The organism is Streptomyces sp. NPDC023573, from assembly GCF_055559735.1.
The window spans coordinates 291110-313974 of sequence record NZ_JBVHKB010000003.1 but is presented as its reverse complement, the minus strand read 5'-3'; the positions used below and the strand labels follow the sequence as shown (position 1 = coordinate 313974).

At 69.6% G+C, this 22865-nt stretch carries 24 protein-coding genes; 15 read left to right on the top strand and 9 right to left on the bottom strand.

Annotated features, from left to right (window positions below):
* The first annotated feature begins 10 nt into the window (after positions 1–10).
* Entirely contained in the window at positions 11–1075 is a 1065-nt protein-coding gene (locus tag ACZ32T_RS12110) for an S-methyl thiohydantoin desulfurase domain-containing protein (protein WP_467366597.1), read from the top strand.
* A 235-nt stretch (positions 1076–1310) separates the two neighbouring features.
* Positions 1311–1658: a VOC family protein gene (locus ACZ32T_RS12105; protein ID WP_467264131.1), complete on the top strand. Its 348-nt coding sequence runs from the start codon at positions 1311–1313 to the stop codon at positions 1656–1658.
* A 118-nt stretch (positions 1659–1776) separates the two neighbouring features.
* Here the strand turns inward: ACZ32T_RS12105 and ACZ32T_RS12100 are convergent, their stop codons facing one another.
* A complete protein-coding gene (locus ACZ32T_RS12100) occupies positions 1777–2460 on the bottom strand; it encodes a GntR family transcriptional regulator (RefSeq protein ID WP_467366595.1) in 684 nt (227 codons plus the stop codon).
* A 107-nt stretch (positions 2461–2567) separates the two neighbouring features.
* On the opposite strand from ACZ32T_RS12100, the gene ACZ32T_RS12095 reads away from it, so the two are divergent.
* Both ACZ32T_RS12095 and ACZ32T_RS12090 read left to right on the top strand, forming a co-directional pair.
* Entirely contained in the window at positions 2568–3734 is a 1167-nt protein-coding gene (locus tag ACZ32T_RS12095; RefSeq protein ID WP_467264128.1) for a mandelate racemase/muconate lactonizing enzyme family protein, read from the top strand.
* Positions 3735–3899: 165 nt separating this feature from the next.
* Positions 3900–5267 (top strand): cation:dicarboxylate symporter family transporter, encoded by a 1368-nt coding sequence (locus ACZ32T_RS12090; protein WP_467366593.1) that lies wholly within the window; start codon positions 3900–3902, stop codon positions 5265–5267.
* 66 nt (positions 5268–5333) lie between these two features.
* On the opposite strand, the gene ACZ32T_RS12085 is transcribed toward ACZ32T_RS12090, so the two are convergent.
* Positions 5334–5699 (bottom strand): MmcQ/YjbR family DNA-binding protein, encoded by a 366-nt coding sequence (locus tag ACZ32T_RS12085; protein ID WP_467366591.1) that lies wholly within the window; start codon positions 5697–5699, stop codon positions 5334–5336.
* Complete coding sequence (locus ACZ32T_RS12080; RefSeq protein ID WP_467264122.1) at positions 5696–6082, bottom strand: MmcQ/YjbR family DNA-binding protein; 387 nt, start codon at positions 6080–6082, stop codon at positions 5696–5698. Before ACZ32T_RS12080 ends, ACZ32T_RS12085 begins: the two co-directional genes overlap by 4 nt.
* A 276-nt stretch (positions 6083–6358) precedes the next feature.
* On the opposite strand from ACZ32T_RS12080, the gene ACZ32T_RS12075 reads away from it, so the two are divergent.
* Both ACZ32T_RS12075 and ACZ32T_RS12070 read left to right on the top strand, forming a co-directional pair.
* Positions 6359–8443: a SpoIIE family protein phosphatase gene (locus ACZ32T_RS12075; RefSeq protein ID WP_467366589.1), complete on the top strand. Its 2085-nt coding sequence runs from the start codon at positions 6359–6361 to the stop codon at positions 8441–8443.
* Positions 8444–8759: 316 nt separating this feature from the next.
* Entirely contained in the window at positions 8760–10211 is a 1452-nt protein-coding gene (locus ACZ32T_RS12070) for a sugar porter family MFS transporter (protein WP_467366587.1), read from the top strand.
* A 106-nt stretch (positions 10212–10317) separates the two neighbouring features.
* Here the strand turns inward: ACZ32T_RS12070 and ACZ32T_RS12065 are convergent, their stop codons facing one another.
* Both ACZ32T_RS12065 and ACZ32T_RS12060 read right to left on the bottom strand, forming a co-directional pair.
* Positions 10318–11322 (bottom strand): NADP-dependent oxidoreductase, encoded by a 1005-nt coding sequence (locus ACZ32T_RS12065; RefSeq protein WP_467366585.1) that lies wholly within the window; start codon positions 11320–11322, stop codon positions 10318–10320.
* Positions 11323–11422: 100 nt separating this feature from the next.
* A complete protein-coding gene (locus ACZ32T_RS12060; protein ID WP_467264115.1) occupies positions 11423–12115 on the bottom strand; it encodes an SDR family oxidoreductase in 693 nt (230 codons plus the stop codon).
* A 114-nt stretch (positions 12116–12229) separates the two neighbouring features.
* Here ACZ32T_RS12060 and ACZ32T_RS12055 point away from each other — a divergent pair, with 114 nt between their 5' ends.
* Positions 12230–12790, top strand: a complete 561-nt coding sequence (locus ACZ32T_RS12055) for a TetR/AcrR family transcriptional regulator (protein WP_467264113.1) — start codon at positions 12230–12232, stop codon at positions 12788–12790.
* Between the two features lie 293 nt (positions 12791–13083).
* Here ACZ32T_RS12055 and ACZ32T_RS12050 read toward each other — a convergent pair whose 3' ends face one another.
* The 3 genes from ACZ32T_RS12050 to rpmB form a co-directional block, all read right to left on the bottom strand.
* Positions 13084–13761, bottom strand: a complete 678-nt coding sequence (locus ACZ32T_RS12050) for a nitroreductase family protein (RefSeq protein WP_467366583.1) — start codon at positions 13759–13761, stop codon at positions 13084–13086.
* Between the two features lie 228 nt (positions 13762–13989).
* Positions 13990–14295: a 30S ribosomal protein S14 gene (rpsN, locus tag ACZ32T_RS12045; RefSeq protein ID WP_467366580.1), complete on the bottom strand. Its 306-nt coding sequence runs from the start codon at positions 14293–14295 to the stop codon at positions 13990–13992.
* Positions 14295–14531: a 50S ribosomal protein L28 gene (rpmB, locus tag ACZ32T_RS12040; RefSeq protein WP_467264109.1), complete on the bottom strand. Its 237-nt coding sequence runs from the start codon at positions 14529–14531 to the stop codon at positions 14295–14297. Before rpmB ends, rpsN begins: the two co-directional genes overlap by 1 nt.
* Positions 14532–14599: 68 nt before the next feature.
* Between rpmB and rpmG the strand changes: the two genes are divergently transcribed.
* From rpmG to ACZ32T_RS12000, 8 genes are all read left to right on the top strand, one after another.
* Positions 14600–14764, top strand: a complete 165-nt coding sequence (gene rpmG / locus ACZ32T_RS12035; protein ID WP_033303001.1) for a 50S ribosomal protein L33 — start codon at positions 14600–14602, stop codon at positions 14762–14764.
* A 45-nt stretch (positions 14765–14809) separates the two neighbouring features.
* Positions 14810–15064, top strand: coding sequence for a type B 50S ribosomal protein L31 (locus ACZ32T_RS12030; RefSeq protein WP_467264107.1), 255 nt, complete (start codon positions 14810–14812; stop codon positions 15062–15064).
* A complete protein-coding gene (locus ACZ32T_RS12025; protein WP_467264105.1) occupies positions 15064–16218 on the top strand; it encodes a CobW family GTP-binding protein in 1155 nt (384 codons plus the stop codon). The genes ACZ32T_RS12030 and ACZ32T_RS12025 overlap by 1 nt, the downstream gene beginning before the upstream one ends.
* Positions 16219–16429: 211 nt before the next feature.
* Positions 16430–17914: a Y4yA family PLP-dependent enzyme gene (locus ACZ32T_RS12020; RefSeq protein ID WP_467264104.1), complete on the top strand. Its 1485-nt coding sequence runs from the start codon at positions 16430–16432 to the stop codon at positions 17912–17914.
* Positions 17904–19223, top strand: a complete 1320-nt coding sequence (locus ACZ32T_RS12015; protein WP_467264103.1) for a pyridoxal-phosphate dependent enzyme — start codon at positions 17904–17906, stop codon at positions 19221–19223. Before ACZ32T_RS12020 ends, ACZ32T_RS12015 begins: the two co-directional genes overlap by 11 nt.
* Positions 19224–19228: 5 nt before the next feature.
* On the top strand, positions 19229–20434 hold the full coding sequence (locus ACZ32T_RS12010) for an aminotransferase class V-fold PLP-dependent enzyme (RefSeq protein ID WP_467264101.1): 1206 nt from the start codon (positions 19229–19231) through the stop codon (positions 20432–20434).
* Between the two features lie 76 nt (positions 20435–20510).
* Entirely contained in the window at positions 20511–21266 is a 756-nt protein-coding gene (locus ACZ32T_RS12005; RefSeq protein ID WP_467366578.1) for a class I SAM-dependent methyltransferase, read from the top strand.
* Positions 21267–21378: 112 nt separating this feature from the next.
* The gene (locus ACZ32T_RS12000; RefSeq protein WP_467366576.1) at positions 21379–22152 is read left to right on the top strand and encodes a thioesterase II family protein; all 774 of its coding nucleotides are present in this window, start codon (positions 21379–21381) and stop codon (positions 22150–22152) included.
* Between the two features lie 18 nt (positions 22153–22170).
* On the opposite strand, the gene ACZ32T_RS11995 is transcribed toward ACZ32T_RS12000, so the two are convergent.
* The gene (locus tag ACZ32T_RS11995) at positions 22171–22812 is read right to left on the bottom strand and encodes a hypothetical protein (RefSeq protein ID WP_467366572.1); all 642 of its coding nucleotides are present in this window, start codon (positions 22810–22812) and stop codon (positions 22171–22173) included.
* Positions 22813–22865 lie beyond the last annotated feature (53 nt).

Sequence of the window (22865 nt, the reverse complement as noted above, 5' to 3'; positions counted from 1 at the left end):
GGAGACACCCGTGAAGCGACAGCTGACCCATGACGACATCCGCGCGGCCGTGTACGGCGGTGCCGTGCTGGGCGGAGGCGGCGGCGGATTCGTCGAGCGTGGCCTGCGCACCGCCGGACTGGCCCTCCAGATCGGCGTGCCGGAGCTGTGGACGGCCGACGAGTTCGCGGCCGAGGACCTGACCGCGACCGTGGCCCTGGTCGGTGCCCCCGCCGCGCCCGACCCTCAGGTACTGCCCACCCACCTGTTGCGCGCCCTGGAGCTGCTGCGGCGTGATCTGCCCCGCGAACTCGTGGCGGTTCACACGAACGAGAACGGGGCCGAGACCACCATCAACGGCTGGTTCCACTCGGCGATGACCGGCCTGCCGGTCATCGACCTGGCCTGCAACGGCCGCGCCCATCCCTCCAGCGTGATGGGCGCGATGGGCCTTCACCTCGCGGACGACTACCGCTCGTACCAGGGCTACGCGGGCGGCAAGCCGTACGCCTATGTGGAGGGGTCCGTCTCCGGCGGCCTGGAGGCCACGTCGAACGTGGTCCGGCGCGCGTCCGTCGAAGCGGGCGGCTGGGTCGGTGTCGCCCGTAACCCCGTGGAGGTCGGCTACGCGGTGGAGAACGGTGCGCCCGGCGCCGTCAGCTTCGCGATCGAGCTGGGCCGCCGTTTCCTCGCGGAGGGCCCGGCCGGCGCCGCCGCGCAGCTCGGCGGTGAGATCGCCGCGACCGGCACCGTACGCGAATACCGCTGCGAACAGCGCGAGGGCCTGGACGTCGGTGTCGCCGTCCTCGACGACGCGGCCGGCACCACGCTGCACTTCGTCAACGAGTACATGGCGCTCGACCTGGCCTCCGGCCGCCGGGCCGCGTTCCCCGACCTGATCACGACGTTCGACGAGAACGGGCAGCCGCTGGCCTCCGCCGACGTCGAGGCGGGCCGGCGGATCAGCGTCCTGGTCGCCCCGGCCGAGAACCTCCTGCTCTCCACGACGATGCACATGCCGGAGGTGTACGCCCCCGTGGAGGAGCTGCTCGGCATCGAGTTCGCCCCGGCGGCGAAGGCCCACGCCAACGCCTGAGCGTGACCACCCGGAGCGGTCTTCACCGGACCCCGCCTGGGACATCGCGACGCATGGAACACCCGGCAAGGCATGTCGCCCGGGAGTAGGCGATATCGGAGTCCGCTCCGCGAATGGGTCCGGGAGTACCGCGTCCTCGCCCTGATGCGTGTACCGGAAACGCGTGCGGCGGCGGACGCGGCGTAGTACTCCTGGAGAAACGTAGAGGCACGTTCGTTCTCACCTGGAGTCGTCGATGGCTGTTCGCCGTGTCGTGCCCAACATCCAGTCGGAGGCTGCGCAGGAGAGCCGGGACTTCTACGGCCTGCTGGGCTTCGAGGAGGTCATGAACCTCAGCTGGATCATGACGCTTGCCTCCCCGTCCACCCCGGCAGCGCAGATCAGCGTCATGACCAGTGACAAGACCGCGCCTGTCACCCCCGACATGAGCGTCGAGGTGGACGACGTGGAGGCGGCTTACGCGGTCATGCGGGAGAGCGGTGCGGAGATCGTGCACCCCTTGCAGGATGAAGAGTGGGGCGTGCGGCGGTTCTTCGTCCGCGACCCCAGCGGACGGGTGGTCAACGTGCTGGGCCACCGCTGACGGCCTCTTCCGCACCACTGGACCGGGCCCGGCGGGACCGGCCGACATGCCGACATGGCCATCGCCCGGAACGAGGGCATCGGGGGTGGCGACCAGGCGCAGCGACTCCGTCAGCGCGTCACGCCGTACGGGCCCCTTCACGGTCTTCGAGGGCGCTGATGGCGGTGGCGGTGAGGCTGTGGGCGATGTGCTCACGCATCAACCGGGCGGCCTCGGTGGTCCGGCCGTCCTCGATGAGGTCCACCAGTTGATGGTGCTCCTGGAGGTCACGGGTGCGGGGTTCGTCGCCGGGCGGGAGCTCGAGTCCGAGGCGCCGGTAGCGGTCGGACTTGTCCCAGAGGTCGTCCAGGAGACCGATGAGCACGTCGTTGTGCGAGGCCCGGTACAACGCCTGATGGAAGGCGCGGTGGGCCGTGAGCGCCTCTTCCCCCCACTGGCGCGTGACGGGCAGCAGCTTCCCGACGGCGGCCCGCATGGTCGCGATGTCCTCGTCGGTACGCCGAAGGGCCGCGAGTTCGGCGGCGGTCGGGTCCAGGGACAGGCGAACCTCGAACAACTGGCGGGCCTCGTCCGACGTCATGGTGGAGACCCGGACGTCGCGGTGGGTCTCGACGGTGACGAGCCCCTCGCTGCTGAGGCGGCGGATGGCCTCGCGCAGGGGCGTGATGCTCATGTTCAGGGACTCGGCGAGGTCGTACTGCGCGAGCCGTGACCCGGCGGGCAGCGTGCCGAAGAGGATCTGGCCGCGCAGCTCCGCGTAGGCGAGGTCGCTCTTGCTGAGGAACAGGTTCGTGTCGGCCATCGCCCCGTACGAATCCCCTCCGGGTGCTCGCACCCCTTGACAGTCCTGGTCAGGACACCTCAGCCTAACACCGGCGTAACTTATAAGATATTAGAGAGGCCGTCACAGTGAAGATCACCAACGTCTACGAGGGCGTAGTCCCGATCAGTTCCTCGATCCGCAACGCCTGGATCGACTTCAGCTCCATGGACTGCTCGATCGTGGCGATCGAGAGCGACGTCATCCGTGACGGCAAGCCGCTTGTCGGCTACGGCTTCAACTCCAACGGCCGCTACAGCGCCGGCGAGATCCTGCGCCGCCGCGTCCTGCCGCGCCTGCTGAACGCCGAGCCCGGCAGCCTCCTGGACGAGCAGGGCGGCCTGGACCCGGCCAGGGCGTGGGACGTGATGATGCGCAACGAGAAGCCCGGCGGACACGGTGAGCGTTCGGTCGCGGTCGGCGTGGTGGACATGGCCCTGTTCGACCTGGCCTCCAAGATCGAGGGCAAGCCGCTGTACCGGTACCTGTCCGAGCGCCACGGCGACGGGCAGCCCGACGACTCGGTGTTCGTCTACGCCGCGGGCGGCTACTACGCCCCCGGCAAGACCCTCACCGATCTCCAGGACGAGATGCGCGGCTTCCTCGACCTGGGCTACGACGTCGTGAAGATGAAGATCGGCGGCGCCGGCCTGGCCGAGGACCTGCGCCGTATCGAGGCCGTCATCGACGTCCTGGACGGCGACGGCTCCCGGCTGGCCGTCGACGTCAACGGCCGCTTCGACCTCTCCACCGCGCTCGAGTACGGGCGGGCCATCGAGCCGTACGGGCTGTTCTGGTACGAGGAGATCGGCGACCCTCTCGACTACCACCTCAACGCCACCGTCGCCGAGCACTACACCGGCTCCATCGCCACCGGCGAGAACCTCTTCTCCCTGCAGGACGCCCGCAACCTGATCCGTTACGGCGGCATGCGCCCCGACCGGGACACCCTTCAGTTCGACCCGGCCCTCTCCTACGGGCTCACCGAGTACCTGCGCATCCAGGACATGCTCCGACAGCACGGCTGGTCCTCCCGCCGCTGCGTCCCGCACGGCGGCCACCAGTTCTCCCTGCACATCGCCGCCGCCCTCAAGCTCGGCGGCAACGAGTCCTACCCGGGCGAGTTCCAGCCCACCGGCGGCTTCGCCGACGACGCCGTCGTCGAGAAGAGCAGGGTCGGCCTGACCGACACCCCCGGCATCGGCTTCGAGAGCAAGGCCGCCTTCTACAAGGTGCTGCGCGACCTGCACGGCTGACGGCACGGCAGGGCGGCCCGCCCGCCTCGGACAGCGGGCCGCCCGCGCAGGCGCGAGCTCCACCCAGCGCCACGTACGAGACCGGGGACGCGAGCCGCTTCACGTCCCCCGCACCCCCCACGGGACAGGGCTACACACGATCGTCGTGCAAGGGAGCACCGAACGATGACAAGCACCACCACCGCCGACCGCGCCCAGCGGTCACGGCTGCACCGCCTGATACGCGAGCTGTGGTTCCAGGTCGTGCTGGCCGCGGTCCTCGGCATCGCCGTCGGCGTCCTCGCACCAGGGCTCGGCGAGGCCCTCAAACCGCTCAACGACTGGTTCATCGCTCTGGTCAAGATGATCGTGATCCCGGTCGTCTTCTGCGTGGTCACCACCGGCATCGCCTCCATGGACAACCTGCGCAAGGCAGGCCGGATCGGTGTGAAGGCGATCGGCTACTTCCTGGTGCTCTCCTTCGTCTCCATGCTCATCGGGCTGGTGATCGCCAACGTCTTCCAGCCCGGCTCCGGACTCAGCGTCGACCCCGCCTCCCTGAACGCGGACGACGTACCCGAGACCGCCACCGAGCACGCCACCCTCACAGGCTTCGTCTCCTCGCTGATCCCCACCTCGCTGCTGGGCGCGATCACCGGTGACGCGATCCTGTCCGCGCTGATGGTCTCGATCATCTTCGGCGTGGCCCTGAACATGGCCGGCGAGGACGGCGCACCCTTGACCCGCGGCATCAAGGCGCTCTCGGACGTCGTCTTCCGCATCGTCGGCTGGGTGATGCGGCTGGCACCCCTGGGCACGTTCGGCGCCCTGGCGACCGTGGTCGCCACCTACGGCGCGGACAGCCTCAAGCAGCTCGGCTACCTCATCATCCTGTTCACCGCCACCTGCGTCCTCTACGTCCTGGTCGTCCTCGGCGCCATCATGCGGGCCTGCCGACTGAGCCTGTTCGGACTCATGCGCTTCCTCAAGGCCGAGCTGCTCGTCGCTCTGAGCACCTGCTCCAGCGAAGCCGTGCTGCCGCAACTCGTACGCAAGCTCGAGACCCTCGGCATCGGCCGGCCCGTGGTCGGCATCGTCATCCCCTCCGGGTTCTCCTTCAACCTGGACGGGTCCGCCGTCTATCTCACGATGGCCTCCCTGTTCCTCGCCCAGGCCATGGGCATCGACCTCTCCTGGCAGCAGCAACTGATCATGGTCGGCGTCATGATGCTCACCAGCAAGGGAACCGCGGGAATCGCGGGCGGCGCGTTCATCGTGCTCGCCAGCACCGTCACCGCGGTCGGCCACGTGCCACTGGCCGCGCTCTCCCTGATCGTCGGCATCGACCGCATCCTCAACGAGGGCCGCGTCTTCATCAACGTCCTCGGCAACGCCGTCGCCACCATCGTGATCGGCAAGTGGGAGAAGGACATCGACATGGATCAGGCCCGCGCGATCCTGAGCTCCGGCACCACGCCGCAGCCGGGCAAGACTGCCCGTTCCGGCGCCGACGCGTCCGGGGCCGACACCACCAGGGCCGACGCGACCACGTGACCTCGCAGGCTGAGCGGCACGTTCCCGGGAGGCACCGGCGGGCCGGACGCGCGCTCGGGTTGTTCGTCAGGGGCCGGGGCGATCACGTCGTGGCAACCGCTCGACGACCAGGTCGTAGGAGTCCTCGACCGCCTCGGTGATCAACCGCCCGGTGACGCCGGGCCCCGGTCCCAGCGTGATCCAGTTGCGTTTGTCGAGGTAGCGGCCCGGTGTGATCGTGGCGTGGGCGTCCATGTGCGCACGGGCGCGTTCCGGTTCGCACTTGACCGTGATGATCTGCTCGTCGGGGTCGTCGGTGACGATCAGGAACACCTTGCCCGCGACCTTGTACACGTCGAGCTGGGGGGTGAAGGGGCGTCCGTGGCTGACGTCGGGCAGGGCGAGTGCCGCCCGGCGGGCGGTGTCCTGGAGCCGGTCGCCGGCCGCGCTCACCGGGACGCCCGCGTGCCGCCGGCGTAGGTGTGCGGGTCGACGGGCCGCTCGGCCTTGGGCAGGTGGGCGACGACGAGCCGGTAGGACTCGGTGACGAGCTCCCGGACGAGCGGCTCGTCGACGCCGTCCCCGTCCTCCAGCGTGATCCAGTGCTTCTTGTTCATGTGGTAGCCGGGGGTGATGTGGCTGTTGCACTCCCGCAGGGCGAGGGCCTCGCCGGGGTCCGACTTGAGGATCACGACAGGGCGCCCGGGGACCTCGGTCATCAGCATGAACACCTTGCCACGGACCTTGAAGACCTCCCAGTCCTCCCCGAAGGGATGGACCAGTTCGGTACCGGGAAGCTCCTGCGCGCAGTCGGCGGCGGTCCTGTGCAATGTCATGGGCGTTGTCCTCCTCGAGGTGGTGGCGGACCGCGGCGCTGAAGGGCGCGCGGGGCGCGGGCGAGGCCGCACGTGTTCATCCTTGCCCGGAAACCGCAGAAAACGGGCGGCTTCCGGCCACCGGTCCGCGCGCCCTGCGGGCTGAAAGTGAGACATCGGCGGCAGGACGGGCGTGCGGAGACGGTTCCGCGCAGAATGGGGGTATCGACCGCCCCTGGTGCGTGGCCCTCGTTCCAGCCCGTCGAGCACTCAGCGGAGCCGGTCAGTAGGAGGTTCATGAGCCACTCCTTCGAACCGAACGGCGGACTCGGTCCGCGGGGCCGTCCTCAGGCCGCCGCCCGGGTCGCTCTGGCGGTCAACGGCATGGGCAGCTTCACCTGGGACCTGGCCGGCGGAGAGATGCGCTACGACCGCGGCGGCCTCGCCGTGATGGGTTTCGGGCCGGGGGAGTTCGACGGCCGTCTCAGCACGCTCGGTGAGCGGATGCTCCCCGTGGAGCTGCCCGCGATCGAGGAGCAGGTGGAACGTGCGCTGCGGGAACGTTCCGGCTTCAGCCTCTACTTCCGGATCCGCCGGCACCGGGGCGACGCGCTGCGATGGACCCACACCCAGGGCCACGTCGTCTGCGACCCGTCGGGACGCCCGGTCCGCGTCATCGGGATCATCCGTGACGCCACCCAGGAACTGCGCGCCGTCGACCAGACCGAACAGCTGCGCATCGCCAGGAACGACCGACGCCGCCAGGCCGACATCGTCGGGCACGTCAGCGACGCCCTCGTCCCGACCCTCACCGTCGAGGACGTCGCCGAGGCGCTGACCACCACCCGGCTCCTGAAGCAGATCGGCGCCTCCAGCATCGTCCTCGGCCTGGTCGACAACGGCCGTATGGGGCTGGTCGGAGCGAACGGCGTGGCCGACGAGCTCATCCGCGACTTCCACCTGTCCCGTCTGGACGAACCCCTTCCGCTCACCGACGCGGCCCGCACCCGGGAGGCGGTCTTCCTGACCGACCGGACGGACTTCGTCGAGCGGTATCCGGCTGTCGAGCCCTACCTGACGAAGTTCCCGCGGGCCGCGGCGGCGGTCTTCCTCCCGCTGATCGCGCACGACACCCCGATCGGCGCCGTCGGGCTCACCTACGAGGGCAGGGCCGGCTTCCCGCAGGACGAGCGGACCGTACTGACCGCGCTGGGCAAAGTCATCGCCCAGTCGCTGCAACGGGCTCTCCTCTACGACCAGGAGCACGAGCTCGCCGCCGGACTGCAGACGGCGATGCTCCCCGGGGTCCTCCCCGACGCCCCCGGCCTGACCCTCGCGACCCGGTACCGGCCCACACGCGCCCGGGGAGGCATCGGCGGCGACTGGTACGACGCCCTCACGCTGCCCGACGGCCGGGTCGCCGCGGTCATCGGCGACGTGCAGGGCCACGACGTGACAGCCGCTGCCATCATGGGGCAGCTCCGCGTCGCCCTCCGGGCGTACGCCGCCGAGGGCCACCCACCGACCACCGTCATGGCGCGCACCTCCGTCTTTCTGACGGAGCTCGCCACCGACCGCTTCGCCACCTGTCTCATCGCCCTGCTCGATCCGCGCACGGGGATGACCTCGATCGTGCGCGCGGGGCACCCGGAACCCCTGCTGCGGAGCCCGGACGGTGGCGCCGCGTGGCTCGACATCCCGGGTGGGCTCCCGCTCGGTCTCTCGTCTCAGGGCGCCCAGCCCGTGTACCCGGCCTCGGAGACGGTCCTGGAGCCGGGCTCGACGCTCGTGCTGTGTACGGACGGACTCGTCGAGGCCCGCGCCGAGGACATCGACGTGGGGCGCGGCCGGCTCCTCCGGGCCCTGCACACCGGGCCGGAGCGACCCGACGACCTCGCCGACCATCTGCTGCACAGCATGGCCGCCTACACGGGGGAGGAGGACGATGTGGCGCTCCTGATCCTGCGGCGGCCCCGGGGAAGGCCCGTCCCGGCCCCGCAGTGGGAGACCGACATCGCACCCCATGACCCCGACGCGCTCCGGGCAGCACGGCGCGAGCTGCGTACAGCGCTGAGCAACTGGTCACTGGAGGACATCGGCGACACCGCTGAGCTGCTCGCCTGCGAACTCGTCACCAACGCCCTTCTGTACACGGGCGGCACCACCACTCTGACGGCCAGGCCCGTACGGAACGGCGGACGGGCCCTGCGTCTGGCCGTCAGCGACACGTCACCGGCCTCCCCGCGACGCCGTGCCGCCACCGGACTGCACACGTCCGGCCGGGGCCTCATGCTCGTCGAAGAGCTTGCTGACACCTGGGGGATCGATCCCCGCGGCAACGGCAAGACCGTGTGGTGCGAGATTCCCCTCGCCGTGCCCTGAGAGGATCCCGCGGCAGGGCGGCGGGGCCGGCTTCGACGGACGGACTCCCCCACACGCGTCGTTCCGGCACCATCGGTCACAGCCTGAGCGGTCCCCGTTCACCACCGACGCCACCGAACTGACGGATCTGCCCGTCCTGCTCACCGCCCTCGACGGACCACACACCGGGCCGCCGAGGTGTGACCGGCCGGAATGATGCGAGCGCCCAGACGTGCCAAGTGGCCGTACACGCACTCATTGGAAGCCCATTTCTACCGGTTTCGATGGAACAGTGGTGACGTTGACCTGACGGACCGCCGAGACGCGAGGATGCGACATGGTTCAGGGTTTCTCCGGAGAACCAGGCACACACGGACCGCTCACCGAGGTGTCTCCGGAGGGCCAGCGGAAGATCACTCTCTGGGCCGCCGCTGTCGCGCTGGGCGGCTTACTCTTCGGCTTCGACACGGGAGTGGTGTCGGGTGCCCTGCTCTACGTCAAACAGGACTTCGGCCTGAGCTCCTTCGAGCAGGGGAGCGTGGTCAGCGTCCTCCTCATCGGGGCGGTGTTCGGCGCCACCTCGGCCGGGCGGATGTCCGAAAGGCTCGGCCGGCGCAAGGCACTGGGCACGATCGGCGTGATCTTCATCATCGGCACCGCGATCGCGAGCGCGGCGAACGGATATCTGATGCTCATGGCGGGCCGGGTGATTCTCGGCCTCGCGGTCGGAGCCGCCTCGGCCACCGTGCCGGTGTATCTGTCCGAGATCTCACCGACCAGGATCCGCGGGCGGCTGCTCACGATGAACCAGTTGATGATCACGCTCGGCATCCTCATCGCCTACCTGGTCAATCTCGCGTTCGCGAACAGCGAGATGTGGCGGGCCATGTTCGCCGTCGGTGCCGTTCCGGCAGCCCTTATGGTGGCGGCCACCGTGTGGTTCCTCCCCGAATCACCGCAGTGGCTCATCTCCCACGGCCAGGTCGACCGGGCGCGCGAGGGAATCGTCTCGGTCACCGACGAGGCAACGGCGGACACACTGATCGCCCGGGCCCGGAACCGGATCGCCGAGGAACGCGAGAGGCGGGAACGGAGTTCCGGGACGGCCGGCCAGGGAGCCAGGAGGCTTTTCGCTCCCGATGTACGGCCGGCCCTCGTCGTCGGGCTCACGCTCGCCGCCGTCCAGCAGTTCGGCGGTATCAACACGATCATCTACTACGCGCCGACCATCATTCAGCAGACCGGCCTGAACGCGTCGAACTCCATCTTCTACTCCGTGTTCATCGGTGTGATCAACCTGGTCATGACGCTGGTGGCGATCCGGCTGGTCGACCGGGCCGGCCGCAGGATCATGGTCCTCGTGTCGCTCGCCCTCATGGCCGTCTCGATCTTCATGCTCGGCCTGGCGTTCGTGATCGGCATGAGCTCGGTACTGACGCTGCTCTTCATGGTCATCTACATCGCCGCGTACGCGGGCGGCCTGGGACCGGTGTTCTGGACGCTGCTGGGCGAAATCTTCCCGCCGTCCGTCCGGGCCGAGGGCTCAAGTGTGGCCACCGCGGTCAACTGGGTGTCCAACTTCGTCGTCAGCCTTGCCTTCCTGCCCCTGGCGTCGGCCATCGGCCAGGGAGAGACCTTCTGGATCTTCGCCGGAATCTGCGTGGTCGCCTTCTTCTTCGTCGGCCGGTACCTGCCCGAGACCAAGGGCCGTGGCCCCGAGCAGATCGAGGCGGCGCTCCGGTCCCGCTTCGGACGCAAGTCCGGTTCTCGGCCGACGCCTGCCGGCTGAGAACGTCGCGGTGCCGGAAGCCGCAGCCGCTCCGGCCGGCCGTACGGGGGACCCGCGAGGAATTCCCGGGCGCCGCGGCACACGTCGGCCCTGCTCGCTCCCGCCCTCACGTCATCGTGACGACGATCTTGCCGGCCTTCGCCCGGCCCTTCTCGACGTACTCCATGGCTTGCAGGGTTTCGTCGAACGGGAAGACGCGGTCGACGACGGGCCGGATCTTCCCGGCGTCGATGAGGGGGGTGAGTCCGCGTAGTTGGTCGCCACTGGCCTTCATGAAGAGGAACGAGTACGTCACGCCGTGGCGCTTCGCGCTGCGCCGGGTCCTGAAGCTGAGCGCGGTCATGGCCAGGCGGAGGACCGGGTTCAGGCCGAGTTCACGGGCGAAGGCCGGGTCGGGCGGGCCCGCGACGCTGATGGCCGTGCCGCCGGGCTTGAGCACGCGCAGGGACTTGGCGAGGTTCTCGCCGCCGAGGCTGTCGAGGACGACGTCGTAGCCGTCGAGGAGCTCCCCGAAGTCCTGCGTGCGGTAGTCGACGACGACGTCCGCGCCGAGGTCCTCGGCGAGGCCGACCTTGGCGGTGCTCACCGTCGTGGCCACATGCGCGCCCAGCGCCTTGGCCAGCTGGACGGCGATGGAGCCCAGGCCGCCGGCGCCCGCGTGGACGAGGACCTTCTGGCCCGGCTGTACGTGGGCCCGCTCGACCAGTGCCTGCCATGCGGTCAGGGCGACCAGAGGAAGGGAGGCCGCCTCGGTCATGGTGAGTGTGGCGGGTTTGGGTGCCAGGTCGTCCTGGTGGACGGCGATGAGCTCGGCGAAGGTACCGATGCGGTCCTTGTCGGGCCGGGCGTAGACCTCGTCGCCTGCCGCGAAGCGGGTGACGGACGGGCCGACCCGGACGACCGTACCGGCGAGGTCGTTGCCCAGCACGAGCGGGAGACGATAGGGCAGGAACGCCTTGAAGTCCCCGTTGCGGATCCTGAGGTCCAGCGGGTTGACGCCCGCCGCGTGGATCCTGACCAGGACATCGTCGGTACCTACCCGAGGGTCGGGTAGCTCGGCGGCGCCCATCCCGGCTCGGCCGCCGTACTTCTCCACCATGAAAGCTCTCATCGTCGTCTCCGTTCCGGCTCGTGGTGTTCTGCCCGCTGCGGCGCGGGCCGTCGCGTCTTCCGGCGGAGATCAGCGTTCCGCTTCGCCGGACCGGGTGACGTCAGCCCGCGTTCGGCCGGAGCGCCGCGGACAGACTCTGCTTGACGTGCCGGCTGGTCTCGTCGGCGAGGATCTCGGCCAGGCCTGTCTCGATGCCGTGCAGGGCCTGGGCCGCGACGTCGGCGGCGGCGGCCTTCTGATCGGCGGGCACGCCGGCGGCCATATCGGTGTCCATGTAGCCGACGTGCAGCGCCGAGACAGTGATCCCGCGCGGCGCCAGCTCCTCGCGGGTCGCGTCGCTCAGCGCCCAGGCGGCGGCCTTGGAGGCCGCGTAGGAGCCGAGGCCGGCCGGGTGGAACCAGGACAGGGCGGACAGGACGTTGAGCACGGCCCCTCCGCCGTTGGCCTCGATGACGGGGGTGAACGCGCGGGTCGCGGCGAGCGGGCCGAAGAAGTTGGTCTCCATCTCCAGGCGCACTTCGTCCGCGTCGCCTCCGATCAGCGTCGCACCGGTGGAGATGCCCGCGTTGTTGATCAGCAGCGTCGCATCGGAGGCGAGCTGGGCGGCCTCCCGCATCGACGCCTCGTCCGTGACGTCCAGCCGCAGCGGGATGACGCCCGGCACGTCGACCGTCCCAGGGCGTCGGGCCGCTCCGTACACCTTCGCGCCACGCTCGACGAGCTGGGCTGCCAGGTGCCGCCCGAGGCCCCGGTTGGCGCCTGTGACGACCGCGACCGCGTTCTTCAGTTCCATGCTCGCTCCTGGTCCCGGCGGGCACCGTCGGACACCCGCACCGGATTAGATTATGAGGCCAATCTAAACACGGGTCTATGATAGATGCCAGTCGACATCCAAATGGAGGTGATCATGGGCCGCGTATCGCAGGCACAGGCGCAGGAGAATCGCAGGCGGGTGGTGGACACCGCATCCCGGCTGTTCCGGGAGCAAGGCACGCAGGTCAGCGTCGCCGACCTGATGCAGGCAGCCGGTCTTACCCACGGCGCCTTCTACAAGCAGTTCGCCTCCAAGGAGGCGCTCGTCGACGAGGCCACCGCCCACGCCTTCACCGAGCTCACCCAGCGCTACAGCGCCGGGATCGAGCGGCACGACGGGCAGCGCGACGCCGCCCGACAGACACTGATCGACAACTACCTCTCCGTCGAGCACCGCGACGACCCGGCGCACGGCTGCCCGGTCGCCGCGCTCGCCACCGACATCGCGCGTGAAGGCAGGGGGCGCGAGGCGCGTCGCGTCTACACCGAGGGGGTGGCCGACTTCGCCGATTTCCTCGCCACCGACGACCAGGACGGCATCGCACGCCTCTGCACCCTGTTCGGCGCACTGGTCCTGTCCCGGGCCACCAACGGCTCCCCGCTCTCCGAGGAGATCCTCGCCGCCGCGCACGCAGCCCTGACGGAAGCCGGCTGATCAGACGTCCCGGCGCAGGAACTGTGTCGAGCACCAACCGGTTCGGCTCCGCTCTGCCACCGTTTCGAAGTAGGTGTGCGGGGCGGTTCCTTCCGGGCGGCGAGGATGCCGGCAGCCGGCAGGGTCAGGCCGGAGGCGGCGGTGCTGTGGTCGTGCATGTGCACGGGCTGTTCAGCGCGCTGGTGGTCCCGGGCCACGGAGCCCCTTTCGTCCCCGCCGAGAACACCCCCGCCTGAACCGCGGAGGGCGGCCCCGGGACCGGCGAGCCGTTCGGTGTTCCCGTCGGCGGGAGGCTACTGCCCGTCGAGGACGCCTGGGGTGTCGTGCAGGAACACGCTCTGCCGGAGCGGGACGCGTCCCACGTCGATGTCGTACATCGGTGATGTCGGATCTCCGGTGCCGAAGGCGATGCCGAACAGCAACTTGAGGTCTTCGGGGACCCCGAGGGCCTGACGGACGGTGTCCGCGTAGACGCCGAGCACGGCCTGCGGTATGCCGCGGTGGCCGCGTGCGGTGAGCGAGAGCAGGAAGTTCTGGGCGTACATGCCGATGTCGCCGGCCGCCCGCACTCCGTCGCCCAGGACCGGCATGAAGAGGAGTGCGACGTGGGGCGCCCCGTAGAACCGCAGGTTCTCGCGGATGACCTCCTTCCTGCCTTCGTGGTCCGAGCGTGCGACGCCCCGCGTTCCGTAGACGATGGCCGCGTGCTCGTGCGAGCGGTCCCGGTGGACGCCCTGCCCGTAGTCGGAGGTGAAGTCGAGGGAGGGCCGGTCTTCCTCGTACGCCTTGAGCAGTGCGTCGCTGAGGGTGTCCCGTGCCGGGCCGGAGACGATGTGGACGTTCCACGGCTGGGTGTTGCTGTTCGAGGGAGCAGCGGGGGGCGAGCAGGCCAGTGGCGGGCGCTGCGTGTGAGGTACGTACCGAGGTTCATGGGGCGGCTCCTGGGACCGGTCACGTCGGGAGTGACACACATCGGCATGGTCAAATCGACGGTCTGTGAATATCCGGACACATCAAGCAACGCCGCCGTGCCCCCCGGCCCGGCCGGACGGGCAAATGCAGCTGCCGGCCACGTCGGGCCTCCGCAGTCCGCCCGCGCGGGGGCCGCCCCGAAAAGGGCCGGGGCCGGGGAGGAGAAGCCCGGCACCGGCCCTCGGAGAGCACCTGGGGCCGCGATGGACCGGCCGGCGCTCCTGCTGTCACCAGGAGGACTTGGTCACTCCAGGAAGGAGCCCGGCGTGCGCCTGTTCGCGCATCCGGATCCGGGACAGTCCGAACTTTCGCAGGTGACCGCGTGGACGGCCGTCCACACCGTCCCGGTTGCGCACGCGGGTGGCACTGGCGTCGCGCGGCTGGCGTCGCAGCTCCCCGACGGCGGCGATCCGCTCGGATTCCGGGGTGCCCGGCCTGCGGATGATCTCCTTCAGCTCCGCGCGCCGGGCGGCGTACCGCGCGACGGTCGCCTTGCGCTTCTCGTTCCGGGCGATCTTGCTCTGCTTGGCCATCAGACCTTCACCCCCCGCGCGCGGATGCGGGCGACCGCCGCCTCGATGCCGATCGTGTCGATCGCCTTGATCGCCCTGGCGCTCAGCACCAGGCGTACGTGCCGCCCCTCGCTGGGCAGCCAGTAGCGCTTGCGCTGGATGTTCGGGTCGAACCGGCGCGACGTACGCCGGTGCGAGTGGGAAATCTTGTTGCCGAAGCCCGGCTGTGCGCCGGTCAGTTGGCAGTGGGCGGACACGTAACTACCTGCCTCTCGTCGAATCGGCTCCATATTGAAAATGGAAACCATTGCCATATAGTAGCGGCATGGCTCGCAACGAACTACGCCCGATCATCAAGCTCCGCTCCACCGCGGGGACGGGCTACACCTACGTCACCCGGAAGAACCGACGGAACGACCCCGACCGGCTGGTCCTGCGGAAGTTCGACCCACTCGTCCGCCGCCACGTCGACTTCCGCGAAGAGCGCTGACACCCCCCTCCCCGCCCGACTCCGCCCGACCCCCAGGACACCGCCATGAAGCCCGGAATCCACCCCGCCTACCGCCCCGTCGTCTTCCGCGACAAGGCCGCCGACTACGCCTTCCTGACCCGCTCCACCCTGACCAGTGACCGGACCGTCGAATGGGAGGACGGCCGCACCTACCCGGTCGTCGACGTCGAGATCTCCTCCGCGAGCCACCCCTTCTACACCGGGACCGCCCGCGTCCTGGACACCGCAGGACGCGTCGAACGCTTCGAGCGACGCTACGGCCGCAAGGAGGGCCGGTGATGGCGGGCGGGCACAAACTCCCCGTCGTCATCGTCAGCGGACTGCACTCGGACGCACGCCGCACGGTAGTGGAGGGGCTGCTCAAGGACGTGTCCCACAGCGTCGCCCTGCACCACGACCTGGCTACGGCGGAGAAAGGCGCGGTGCACCGGACCGTGCGTGACTCCTCCGGGCCGCTGTCCGGCGGCGAGGCCCCCTTGGTGAACGACTGCGCCTGCTGCGCCCTGCGCGAGGACCTGATGCCGGAGCTGGAGCGCCTGGCGGCGGACGGCATGACCCGGATGGCCGTCGTCGAGCTGTGGGACTCCGTCGAGCCCAGGGCGATGGCCGAGGTCGTCGCCGCACACGGTGAGGGCCTGATCGAGGTGACCGGCGTGATCACCGCCGTCGATCCCGCCCTCGTACTGCCCTACCTCGTCAATGGGGACGACCTCGCCGAAGCGGGCCTGGCAGCCGCGGCCGGCGATCGGCGCACCGTCGGCGACACCTGGGCACGGCAGCTCGAGTACGCGTCGGCGGTCGCCCTCGTGGACGACGGCCAGGCCGGCGAGGAGGATCGGGCGCTGATCGGCCAGTTGCACCCGACGGCCCCTCAGGCGGCGGCCGGTTCGAAGGAGCTGACGAGACTGGCTCTCGCGGGGTTCGACGTGGAAGCGGCCGGCGCGGGCCAGCATCCAGCCTGCGCGCTGCTGCCCCAGGAGGCCGAGGAGGCAGGCGTCAGCACTCTCGTGTGGCGCAAGCACCGGCCGTTCCATCCCGAGCGCCTGTACGACGCGCTGGAGGAGCTGAGTTGTGCGGCCGCCCGCAGCAGGGGCCGGTTCTGGCTCGCCGACCGCCCGGACACCCTCCTGTCCTGGGACGCCGCGGGCGGTGCGCTCTGTGTCGAGAACAACGGCCCCTGGCTCGCGTCCCTGCCGGACGCCGCCTGGGACATGATTCCGCCGGTCCGGCGGGCCGCCGCCGCACTGGACTGGCACCCCGAGCACGGCGACTGCTGCCAGCACCTGGTCTTCGTATCTCCCGGCCTCGACCGGGACGGGCTGACAGCTCTGCTCGATTCCTGCCTGCTGACCGAGACCGAGTACCAGGCGGGCCGCACGGCGTGGAAGAGCCTGCCGGCCGCCTTCGACGCGCTTCTCGACCCGGTCCACTGACCGAGATGTCCATGCACACGACAGGCGCCGGCCGGGAGTCCCGCACCGGCGCCTGCCGCTGTTCACGTTCATGCATGGAGCAGGCATAGAGGCCGTTCGGCCTGGACATTATGAATACGACAATCATCCCGCTGAGCTGACCCATCACCTGCGGCGGCGCGCCGACCAGTGCCCACGGCAGTCGAGCTGCCGCTGCCCCACTGAGAGGCGAGTGCCGCTGTTGGCTGTCCCCTTGTTCCTGGACGCGAAGCTCGAACCACCCCTCACTTCCCTGCTGGCCTCCTCCCGCTTCCTCCACGACCTCGTGGACGGGCTGGGATCGCCCCTCAATGTGGTGCTTCCGGACCGGATCGCCGAGAACGTCACACGGTTCCGGTCCGTGTACCACCGCCACCGTCTGAGGGGAGAGATCAGCTTCGCCCACAAGGCCAACCGGTCGAGCGCGCTGGTACGCCGGCTGGCCACCACCGACTCGGCCATGGATGTGGCCTCGCTCGGCGAACTGCAGCACGCGCTGGCCTGCGGATTCACCCCTGACCGCATCAGTGCGACGGGACCCAAGGAACCGGAGTTCCTCTGGCTGGCCGCACGTACCGGCATCACGGTGAACATCGAGGGAGAGGCCGAGTTGCACTCGCTCGCCGCACTGGTGCGCCGCCACGCGCTGCCCCGGGTGCGGGTGCTGCTGAGACTGTCGGACTTCTCCGGCACCCCGGTGAAGGTCCTGAGCCGCCGCAGCCGATTCGGCCTCCCCGCTTCGGAGTTGGCCGGTTTGCTGGACGCGTGCGAGCGGCACCACGAGACCGTGGAGGTCATCGGCGTCTCCTACCACCTCGACACCACCAGCATCGAGGAGAAGGCCCTCGCCCTGGAGGGCTGCGTACGGGCCATGGACGCCTGCAGGGAGCGGGGGATGCGTCCCCGGGTCATCGACATCGGCGGCGGATTCGGTGTCAGCTATCTCGCCGACGGAGCACAGTGGGAGCGCTACACCAGCCAGCTGACCCTGGCGGCGATGGGCCGGCGCGAGGCCCTTGCCTGGCGCGACCACACGTACGGGCTGAGCAGCGAAGGGGGCACCCTCCGCGGAAGCCTGGATCTCTACCCTTCTCATCGCCCGGTCGCCGGGGCCGACTATCTGGACGAGCTCTTGCACAGTCCCGCCCCCACGCTCGGCCGCCCGCTGGCGACGTTGCTCCTGGAGAACCTGTACGACCTGTGCGTCGAGCCGGGCCGGGCCCTGCTGGACCAGTGCGGGATGACCCTGGCCCGCGTGCTGGAGACACGGCGCGAGACGGACGGCACGCACTCGATACGCCTGGCGATGAACGCCGGCGACTGTGCTCTCGAAGAGCACGGCATCCTCATGGATCCGGTCGTCCTCCGTCGGGACAAGCCCTGGAAGGCGCCGGACGGCTCCGGGGACTCCTTCGGCGTCCACCTGTTCGGAAATCTGTGCCTCGAATCCGATCTCATCACACGCAGGCTGGTCTCCCTCCCCCTTCTGCCGGCTCCGGGTGACCTTCTGGCGTTCCCCAACACAGCCGGATACTGCATGGATTTCAACGCCCATCACGCCCAGCGACGCCCACTCGCCCGCAAGGTGGCGGCCTTCCGAGGACCCGACGGCTGGCAGTGGCGTCTCGACGACCAGTACTGGCCCTTACATTCCGCAGAGGACGCGCATGAGGTATGACAGCATCATCGAAACAGTCGGCAACACGCCCTTGGTGCGTATCGACCCTCACGTCCACGGCCTGCGGAACATCGACCTCTACGCGAAGCTCGAGTTCTGCAATCCCTTCGGTTCACTGAAGGACCGGGCGGCGTGGAACATGGTCCGGCCCGGCCTCGCCGCGGCAGTCGAACAGGACAGCCAGATAGTGGAGTTGTCCAGCGGAAACACGGCCAAGGCGCTTGCCGCCATAGCCGGGATGCACGGGATCGGCTTCAAGAGCGTCACCAATCGCATGAGAATTCCGGAGATCAAGGAGATGCTCCTCCTGCTGGGCGCCGAGATCGAGGAACTCCCGGGGCAGACCGAATGCCTCGACCCCACGAACTCGGAAGATCCTCTGACCCTCTTCCACCGCAGCCTCGGCGATCCCACGAGCACCTACCTCCACACCGATCAGTACTACAACGCGCGTAACCCGGAGGCCCACGAGCACGGCACCGGCCCGGAAATCGTGGCGGACCTCGACGGCCGGGCGCCGGACTGGTTCATCTCCGGTGTCGGCACGGCCGGTTCCTCCACCGGCGTGGCGCGGGCGCTACGGGACCACAATCCGAAGGTCGGCGTGGTCGGGCTCGTCGCCGACAAGTCGGATTTCATTCCGGGCATCAGGAACATCGACGAGGTCCAGGAGGTCGGGATCTTCGATCCCCTCACCTACGACACCATCGAGAAGGTCACCTCCTCCGAGGCCATCGACGGAATGCTGACGCTCGTCCGCCGGTGCGGAATCCTGGCAGGACCGACCGGCGGGGCCGCGTATTTCGGAGCGGTCCGGCACCTCCGGGACATCGGGCCACAGCTCACCGAGCCCGCGACAGCCGTCTTCATCGTGTGCGACCGTGTCGAGAGTTATCTGAGCTACGTCAGGAAGCGCCGGCCCGAACTCCTCGGGCAGCGGCCGCGGAACGACTCGGTCGCCTCGGTGGCTGCCGAGGAACTGCTGGCGACCGCCGCCGTAGGAGTCGCCGAGGCGCAGAAGTGGATCGCCGCGGAGAAGCCCCTGATCGTGGACATGCGCAGCCCTTACGCCTATGCGGCCCTGCATATCGAGGGATCGATCAACATCGTCGACGAGCTGTTCGAGGACCTCGTTCACGGAGGGCTGCCGTTCAGCAAGTCCCGGCCGGTGCTGCTCGCTTGTCCCGTCGGCGAGAGATCCCTGCGGTACGCGGCCCTCCTGACCCGCATGGGCCATCCGGATGTGCGCAGCCTCGACGGAGGCATCATCGCCTGGCGGGATGCCGGCGCACCGTTGGTGCGGGAGTGACGCACGTGCCCGGCGAAGCGGCAGAGAGGGAGGCGGAGGACCTGGCCGCCTGGAGCGACGACGTCCGCGCGCAGTTCCCGATCGTGGCGGGCAACCCCCGTCTGGCCTATCTGGACAGCGCCGCCACCGCGCAGAAGCCGCGGGCCGTCCTGGACGCGGTCCAGGAGTATCTGACGACCTCCAACGCGAACGCGGGGCGCGGCACCTACCCGTGGGCCAACAGGACGACGCGCCTGGTCGAGGAGACCCGGGAGCGGGTCAAGGCCTTCCTCGACGACCCGGATCCGGGCACGTCCGCCGTTCACTTCGTCAGCGGCACCACGGAGGGGCTGCGCCTGGTGGCCCTGGACTGGCTGGCCCGTGAACTCCGCGACGGGGACGAGATCATCGTCCCGTTCGCGGATCACGAGGCGAACGTCTCGCCCTGGCTGGAAGCGGTCGAGTCACTGGCCCGCCAGGGCACGCGCGTCACGGTCCGGGAGATGCCCTGTCAGTCGTCCTCCGGTGATTACGACACGGACCGGCTCACCGGCCTGGTATCCCGCCGGACGCGGTTCGTGGCGCTCACCCACGTCCACCACGTCTACGGCGGCGACATGAACGTGCACCGGATCCGCCGGGCGGTGGGACCCGATCCGGTCATCTGCATGGACGCCGCCCAGAGCGTCGGCCATCTCCCCGTCTCGATGAAGGCGCTGGACGTCGACTTCGCCGTCTTCTCCGGGCACAAGGCCCTGGCGCTGCCCGGCACCGGTGCGGTCTGGTCCCGTGGCGTACGCGGGGCACCGTTCACGCCGCGCGGCTGGAGCGGCACACCGAACACCGTGGGCATCGTCAGTCTGGGCGCCGCCCTGGACTGGCTCGACCGGGTCGGAACGGAGCGCATCGAACGCTGGACCGTGGAGCTGGCCGCCCGGCTGACGGACGGGCTGCGGACGCTGGCGCCGTACGAGGTGGTGGGGTGCCAACAGAGTCTGGCCGCGGACTCCCCGGTGCAGCAGCGGCACGGCATCGTGACGTTCAGGCACCGGGACATCGATGCGGCCGACCTTGGGTTCATCCTGTTCAGCCACGGTTTCATGGTGCGGGCGGACGGCCTCTGCCAGGGCCGGGGCGGTGAGAACCGCAGCTCTGTACGGGTCAGTCTGCATGCCTACAACAGCCGCCACGAGATAGACCGGTTGCTGGAGGTACTCGCCGGACTGACCTAGTGCCGATGACAATCGTTTTCAGCTGTAGATTCGGGGTCACAGGACGGGACCGAGCACGTAGAGGTGGTACAGGAAGATGAGCGTGAGCATGTCGACGGCCCAGCGATGGGTGGACCGCTGGGAGCAACAGCAGCAGAGGTACGCGATCGACCGCGAGGAGCGCTTCACGGTGGTCGCGGATGTCGTGGAACACGTGACCGCCGGCCGTGAGGTGCCTCGTGTCCTCGATCTGGGGTGCGGCCCCGGCTCGCTGCCCGCACGGCTGATCGAACGGCTGCCGCAGGCCGAGATCGTCGCCGTCGACATGGACCCGCTGCTGCTGGCACTGGCCCGCGCACGCCATCCGGACGCCGCACGGTATGTCGAAGCGGTGATCGGCGAGGAGGGCTGGACGAGCGCCCTCGGACTCCAGGGGGCGATCGACGCGGTCGTGTCCACCACCGCGCTCCACTACCTCCCCGACGGCATACTGCGGAACACCTACGCCGAGCTGAGATCCCTGCTGCGGCCCGGCGGCGTACTGATCAACGCGGACCACCTGTCTCAGGACGGGGCCGGGTTCGCCGAGATCGCGGAGTTCGTCGGTGTCCGCCGGGCCGAACGCCGCCATGCCTTCGACCACGAGGACTGGGAGACATGGTGGTCCGCCGTCGAGAACGAGCCCGAGCTGACACAGCTGTGCGCCGAGCGCCGTAAGCCGGGGTTCGTCCACGCCGACTGCGCCGTCACGCTCGGCCGGCACGTCGAGCTGCTGGCCGAGGCGGGCTTCGGTCATGCCAGTCCGGTCTGGCAGGTGGGCAACAGCTACGTCCTCGTCGCCATCAGGCAGTAGCCGGGCCGGGGCGCGGGGCGCTGCGGCCGTGCTGTCGCCGGAGGACGGGGCGGAGCCCGGTTCTCCGGCGATCCGTGGCAGGAACCGGGCGGCGGATGAGAGCGTGACGGTCATGAATACCGACGTCAGCTATCCATCGGCCGACGGCGCCTGGGTGAGGCGTTTTCACCGCGCCGACGACAGCGTCCGCCTCATATGCCTCCCCCACGCCGGCGGCAGTGCGGCCTTCTATCGACCGATGTCAGCGGCACTGTCGCCGGACGTGAGCACCTTCGCCGTCCAGTACCCGGGACGCCAGGACCGCATCAGGGAGCCCTGCGTCGACAGCATTCCCGAACTCGCGGACGCGATCTTCGACGCACTCGCGCCCTTGGCCGGCGAGCCCATGGCGCTGTTCGGTCACAGCATGGGAGCGACGCTCGCCTTCGAGCTGGCCGTACGCATGGAGAACCGTCTCGGGAGGTCCCCGTCCGCCCTTTTCCTCTCGGGGCGCCGGGCGCCTGCCCACTTCCGGGCCGAGGCCGACTTCGTCCACACCCGCGACGACGCCGGCATCGTCGCCGAACTGGCGGCACTCAGCGGAACGGCCCCCTCGCTCCTGGAGAATCAGGAGATCCTCGACATGGTGCTGCCGATGCTCCGCAGTGACTACCGGGCGATCGAGACCCACCGGGGCGGAGTGGACGACGTGGTCTCCTGCCCGGTCACGGTGCTCACCGGAGAGAGCGACGACCGGGTCTCCGTCCAGGAGGCCGCCGGCTGGGCCGCCCACACCCGTGGGGACTTCGCCCTGAAGACCTTTCCCGGAGGCCACTTCTTTCTCGACGACCACCTGGACGCGGTCGCCGGCCTCGTCCGCGCCGGCCTCTCGGGCACGCGGGGGTGAGGCGTGCCCGGCTTCCCGTCAGGGGGTCGACGCGGAGACCACGTAGACGACCGGGGCCGCCGGATCCGTCATGTTGACGGTGATGTCCTGGGTGGGGCGCGGACGCTTGTTCTTGTGGACCGTGCCCGCCCAGTCGACGCCCGGGCCGAAGTACCAGCCGGTGATCTTGATGTCCCGTTCCGCGATGGTGACCTTGCCGGTCTCCAGCGCGGCACGGCCGGTGCCGACACCGCTCAGGAAGCGGTCGAGGCCGGCGGAGGTCGTACGGAACTTCACGTACATCCGGCTGGCTTTCCAGTTGTTCGTCTCGTAGTACTGGACCCCCTGGGCGTTGCCCGGAATGGGCAGCTCGAAGATCCGGCGCTGCATGCCGGACGGCCAGTCCTCGCGCAGCCCCTGGGCGGCGGCCTCGGCTTCCTTGTCCTTGCCGGAGCGGCGGCTCTGGCCCGCGGAGATCACCAGGTAGCCGGCCGGGATGCCGATGAGCAGCACGATGATGGTCAGCGTGATCAGGCGCCGTCTGACCACCCTGCGCCGGTCCTCCGGAGGCATACCGTCGCCGCCCGCCGAGGGCCCGGAGGAACCGGACGAACCGGAGGACCCCGAAGAGCCGGACGTAGGAGGCTGGCGCGGCACGAGGTGGTGTTCGGCTGCGGTCATGGTCGGTGATCCCTCGAAGCTGCGGTACGGAGCGGAGTACGGATGGCCAGGAG